The sequence below is a fragment of the Nonomuraea aridisoli genome, from assembly GCF_003236395.1.
In the GTDB taxonomy this organism is placed as follows: Bacteria; Actinomycetota; Actinomycetes; order Streptosporangiales; family Streptosporangiaceae; genus Nonomuraea; species Nonomuraea aridisoli.
In genome coordinates this window covers 1-5389 of record NZ_POUD01000418.1, presented here as the reverse complement: position 1 = coordinate 5389, position 5389 = coordinate 1, and the positions used below count along the sequence as shown (strand labels likewise).

Sequence of the window (5389 nt, the reverse complement as noted above, 5' to 3'; positions counted from 1 at the left end):
CGAAGCGATCATCTGGACGCTGAAGAACCAGCTCGGCCTCGAACGCCACAACGCCCGCCACCCAGACGGCCTGTGGGCGCGCATCAGCCAGCGCATCCTCGCCCTCAACGCCGTCATCTGGCACAACTGGAACATCGGCGCACCCGTGAAACGATCCCTGATCGCTTACGATCACTAACCCGAATTTCACATCAACGATCTAGCGTGTCAGGTCCGCCCAATCGTCGGTCCGGTGCGGTATAACCGGGGGCGGACCGGGGAGGCGTGATGCGTGAGTCCGGCAGGGCCCAGGCCACGGGGCGGGCCGCGGCGCGGGATCTGTTCGAAAAGGTTCGGCTGCGTTATTTCCAGACGCCCCCGGCCGTGCGCCGGGTGCTCTACGTGGTCGCCCTGGTGGGCGCGATGGGCCTGGGCGCGGCCCTGGGGTGGGATCTCCTGCAGACCTTCCCCCTGGTGCTCCTGCTGCTCGCCTTCGTCGCGCTGACCATGCGCTTCCCCCGCGCCGCCGCCACCGCGCTGGTGGTCGCGGGCTGGGTCGTGGTGGCGCTGCCGGTCTTCTCCGCGCTCTTCCCGCCGGGCTCCGGCGCGGTGCACCTGATGGTGGGGCTGGCCCTGCCGGTGGCCGCCGCCGCCCACCTCATCCGCTGGGTGACGCCGTGGGTGACCACGCTGCTGGCGCTGCTGCCCGCGGCCGTGCTCGGCGCCGCCGTCTCGCCCCTGTCCGCCGACGCCTCGGTCTGGGTGGCCTGCGCCGCGTGCGCCGCCGTCCTGCTGCACCGCTTCGTGCAGGCCCGCCGGGCGCGCGCGCAGGTGGCCGCCGCCGAGGAGCAGCAGCTGCGCGTACGCGCCCGCGAGGGCAGGCCCGAGGCGCCGTCCGACAAGGCGGGCGCGCCGCCGCAGATCTCCGTCGAGGAGGCGCTCGCCGAGCTGGAGAGCATGATCGGCCTGGCCCCTGTCAAGGAGCAGGTGCGCTCGATCGCCGCCTCCATCGAGGCGTCCCGGCTGCGCGCCGAGGCCGGCTACACCGCCGAACGGCCCACCCGCCACTTCGTGTTCGTCGGCCCGCCCGGCACCGGCAAGACCACCGTGGCCCGCGCCCTGGCCAAGATCTTCTACGCGTTCGGCCTGCTGGAGACGCCTTACGTGGTCGAGGGGCAGCGGGCCGACCTGGTCGGCGAGTTCCTCGGCGCGACCGCGATCAAGACCAACGAGCTGGTCGACCGGGCGCTCGGCGGCGTGCTCTTCATCGACGAGGCCTACAGCCTGATCAACTCCTCCGACGGCCAGCCCGACCGCTTCGGCGCCGAGGCCGTGCAGACGCTGCTCAAGCGGGCCGAGGACGACCGCGACCGGCTGATCATCATCCTGGCCGGCTACGAGCAGGAGATGGGCGCCTTCCTCACCAGCAACCCCGGCCTGGCCAGCCGGTTCGCCACGCGCGTGCGCTTCCCCGGCTACTCCCCCGCCGAGCTGGTCGAGGTCACCGAGCTGCTCCAGCGGCGCAGGGGCGACACGATGGCCGCCGACACCCGCAAGGTGCTGCTCGGCCTCTACGACGACGTCCACCGGCGCGGCCTGGTCGACGAGCTGGGCAACGCCCGCTTCGCCCGCAGCCTGGTCGAGGCCGCCGCGCAGGCCCGCGACGTGCGCGTGGTGGGCGCCGGCGGCACGCCGAGCACCCACGACCTGGTGACCACCACGACGGCCGACGTCACCAAGGCGTTCGAGGAGCTGACCGCCCGCTTCCGCGGCTACGTCGCCACGCCCACGCTGGAGGAGGCGCTGGCCGACCTCGACCGGATGGCCGGCCTCGCACCGGTCAAGCGGCAGGTGCACGCGATAGCCGCGCAGCTGCAGGTGGCCCGCATGCGGCAGGAGCGCGGGCTGCCCACGCCGCAGCAGATGCGCCACTTCGTCTTCGCCGGCCCGCCCGGCACCGGCAAGACGACGGTCGCCCGCGTGCTCGGCCGCGTCTTCTCCGCTCTCGGCCTGCTGGCCCGGCCCGACGTGGTGGAGGCGCACCGGGCCGACCTGGTCGGCCAGCACCTCGGCGCGACCGCGATCAAGACCAACGAGCTGGTCGACCGGGCGCTCGGCGGCGTGCTCTTCATCGACGAGGCCTACAGCCTGGTCAACCCGGGCTACCAGGGCGGCGACGCGTTCGGCGCGGAGGCCGTGCAGACGTTGCTCAAGCGGGCCGAGGACGACCGCGACCGGCTCGTCATCGTGCTGGCCGGCTACGAGCGCGAGATGGACGCCTTCCTCTCCACCAACCCCGGCCTGGCCAGCCGGTTCAACCAGCGGGTGGCCTTCCCCAGCTACAGCCCGGCCGAGCTGCGCGAGATCGCGGTGCTGCAGGCCGAGCAGTCGGGCGACCGGTTCGACGACGACGCCCTGAGCCGCCTCGACGAGGTCTTCGCGTACGTGTGCGAGCAGCGGCTGATCGACGGCCTCGGCAACGGCCGCTTCGCCAGGTCGCTCTTCGAGCGCGCGGCCATGCGGCGCGACGTGCGCCTGGCCGCCCACGCCGCGCGCGGCGGCACCGCCAGCTCGGCCGACCTGACCACCATCACCAGCGACGACGTGCGCACCGCCGTCGACGAGCTCTCCGGTCGTTGACCTTGGTTGACCTTATTTGAAGGTTCCCTGCGGCGCGTCCATCACTTGGTGTAGCACTATGGCTACGTGCGGTGTGCGTCGGAAGGGGAGCGATGGCGGGGTTCCTGGTCCGCAGGTTGCTCAACTACGCCGTGCTCGTGACCGTCGCCGCCAGCCTCGCCTACCTGCTGGCCGCCGCGGCGCTCGACCCCCGCTCCAACTACGCCGACCGCACGCCGAAGCCCCCGCCGGCCGTGGTCGACGCGCAGCTCACCGCGCTCAACCTCAATGACAAGACGCCGCTGCTGCAGCGCTACGCCACCTGGGCGGGCGGCGTGCTGCGCGGCGACTTCGGCAGGACGGTGACGGGCGCCCCCGTCAACGAGGACCTCAAGCGCCGCATGGGCGTCACGTTCCGGCTGGTCATCGTGGGGCTGATCTGCGGCAGCGTGCTCGGGGTGCTGGTCGGCGCGCTCGCGGCGGTGCGGCAGTACGGCTGGTTCGACCGGCTCACGACCGGGCTGTCCTTCCTGGTGCTGGCGGTGCCGGTGGTGGTGCTGGCCAACGTGCTCATCCTGCTCGCGACGTGGGCCAACGAGAACGTGTTCGGCCGCCACGTGTTCCTGGTCAGCGGCGAGTACAGCGACGGCCTGACCGCCGGCTTCTGGGGCCACGTCGTCGACCGGCTGCAACACCTGATCCTGCCGACGATCACCTTGTCGGTGGGGCTGATCGCCGTCTTCAGCCGCTACCAGCGCAACATGATGCTCGACGTGCTCGACGCCGACTTCGTCCGTACGGCCAGGGCCAAGGGGCTGAGCAGGCGCAAGGCGCTGACCCGGCACGCGCTGCGCACGGCGCTGATCCCCGTGGTGACGTACTTCGCGTTCACGTTCGGCGCGCTGCTGACGGGGGCCACGTTCACGGAGAAGATCTTCGGCTGGCACGGGCTGGGCGAGCAGCTGATCAACTCGATCTTCAGCAACGACGTCAACACCGTCGCCGCCATCTCGCTCCTCGCGGCCGTGGCCGTGCTGGCCGCCTCGCTCGCCTCCGACCTGCTGCACGCGGCGCTCGACCCGAGGGTGCGGGCCGGATGACGCTGTCGGAGGAGCAGCTGGCCGAGGAGCTCTCCGACGGCGCCGCCATGCGGGTGCCGTCGCGGGCGCGGGTGGTCGCGGCCCGGTTCTTCCGCTCGTCGCAGGGGCGGATCGGCTTCGCGGTGCTCGCGCTGATGTTCCTGCTGGCGTTCGCGGGGCCGCTGGTCAGCCCGTGGTCGTACACCGACAAGGACTTCACCGCCTTCATGCAGCCGCCGTCGGCGCGCCACTGGTTCGGAACGCTCCAGACGGGCGCCGACGTCTTCGCGGTGACGCTGCGCGGCATGCAGAAATCGCTCGTCGTGGGGCTGCTGGCGGCGCTGATCTCGACGGCGCTGGCGGCCGTGGTGGGGGCGTTCGCCGGCTACTTCCTGGGGTGGACCGACCGGACGCTGAGCTGGCTGACCGACCTGCTGCTCGTGCTGCCGGCGTTCCTGGTGCTGGCGATCGTGTCGCCGGTGTTCGGCCCGGGGCAGTGGCCGCTGTTCGTGGTCATGCTGGCGTTGTTCCTGTGGATGGTCACCTCCAAGATCGTGCGCGGGATGGCGATCTCGGTGAAGCAGCGGGAGTTCGTCCAGGCCGCCCGTTACATGGGCGTGCCGCCGGTGCGCATCATCTTCCGCCACGTGATCCCCAACCTGTCGTCGCTGCTGATCGTGGACGCCACGCTCAACGTCAGCACCGCGATCCTCACCGAGACCTCGCTGTCGTACTTCGGGTTCGGCATCCAGCCGCCCGACGTGTCGTTCGGGACGCTCATCGCCGACGGCTCCAAGACGGCCGTCTACGCGCCGTGGACGTTCTGGTTCGTGGCGGGGCTGCTGGTGGTGACCGTGCTGGCGGTCAACCTCATCGGCGACGCGCTGCGCGACGCGTTCGACCCGTCCTCATCGAGGGGGCGCCGGTGAGCGAGCCGGTGAGCGAGCCGGTCCTGGAGGTCAGCGACCTGACCGTGTCGTTCGGCGACGTCCACGCCGTGCGAGGGGTGAGCTATGCGGTACGCCGCGGCGAGGTCCTCGGCATCGTGGGCGAGTCGGGCTCCGGCAAGTCGGTCACCTCGGCCGCGATCATGGGCCTGCTGCCGCCTGGGGCGCGTGTCACCGGCTCGGTACGCCTGCACGGCAGGGAGCTGATCGGCGCCCCCGAACGCGAGCTCAACTCCTTCCGCGGCCGATCGATCTCGATGGTGTTCCAGGACCCGCTGTCGGCGCTGACGCCGGTCTACCGGGTGGGCGACCAGATCGCCGAGGCCGTCCGCGTGCACCAGCGTGTCAGCAAGGAGAACGCCCTGGTCAAGGCCGTCGAGCTGCTCGACCTCGTGGGCATCCCGCGGCCGTCGGAGCGGGCGCAGGCGTTCCCGCACGAGTTCTCCGGCGGCATGCGGCAGCGGGTGGTCATCGCGATGGCCATCGCCAACGACCCCGACGTGATCATCTGCGACGAGCCGACCACCGCGCTCGACGTCACCATCCAGGCCCAGGTGCTGGAGGTGCTGAAGCGGGCGCAGGCCAAGACCGGCGCCGCGATCATCATGATCACGCACGATCTCGGGGTGATCGCCGGCTTCGCCGACCGGGTGATGGTCATGTACGCCGGCCGGCCCGTCGAGGTGGGCGACGTGGACGACATCTACTACCGGATGCGGATGCCGTACACCGTGGGGCTGCTCGGCTCGGTGCCGCGGGTGGACC

4 protein-coding genes and 1 pseudogene are annotated in these 5389 nt (G+C 71.4%); all 5 read left to right on the top strand.

The features are described 5' to 3' along the window. A pseudogene (locus C1J01_RS54230) lies at positions 1 to 178 on the top strand (IS982 family transposase); the annotation flags it as partial. Between the two features lie 89 nt (positions 179 to 267). Continuing rightward, positions 268 to 2619 carry an AAA family ATPase gene (locus tag C1J01_RS45770; RefSeq protein WP_111185269.1) on the top strand — a complete coding sequence of 784 codons (2352 nt, stop codon included), beginning with the start codon at positions 268 to 270 and terminating at the stop codon, positions 2617 to 2619. A 92-nt stretch (positions 2620 to 2711) separates the two neighbouring features. Beyond that, positions 2712 to 3698, top strand: a complete 987-nt coding sequence (locus tag C1J01_RS45765) for an ABC transporter permease (RefSeq protein ID WP_111185268.1) — start codon at positions 2712 to 2714, stop codon at positions 3696 to 3698. Beyond that, on the top strand, positions 3695 to 4606 hold the full coding sequence (locus C1J01_RS45760) for an ABC transporter permease (RefSeq protein WP_111185267.1): 912 nt from the start codon (positions 3695 to 3697) through the stop codon (positions 4604 to 4606). The genes C1J01_RS45765 and C1J01_RS45760 overlap by 4 nt, the downstream gene beginning before the upstream one ends. Beyond that, a partial coding sequence (locus tag C1J01_RS45755) for an ABC transporter ATP-binding protein (RefSeq protein WP_235855111.1) occupies positions 4603 to 5389 on the top strand: 787 nt, incomplete at its 3' end. The genes C1J01_RS45760 and C1J01_RS45755, both read left to right, overlap by 4 nt.

Coding starts and splice junctions, on each gene's coding strand:
- C1J01_RS45770 (WP_111185269.1), top strand. CDS start 268: ATGCGTGAGTCCGGCAGGGCCCAGGCCACGGGGCGGGCCGCGGCGCGG.
- C1J01_RS45760 (WP_111185267.1), top strand. CDS start 3,695: ATGACGCTGTCGGAGGAGCAGCTGGCCGAGGAGCTCTCCGACGGCGCC.
- C1J01_RS45765 (WP_111185268.1), top strand. CDS start 2,712: ATGGCGGGGTTCCTGGTCCGCAGGTTGCTCAACTACGCCGTGCTCGTG.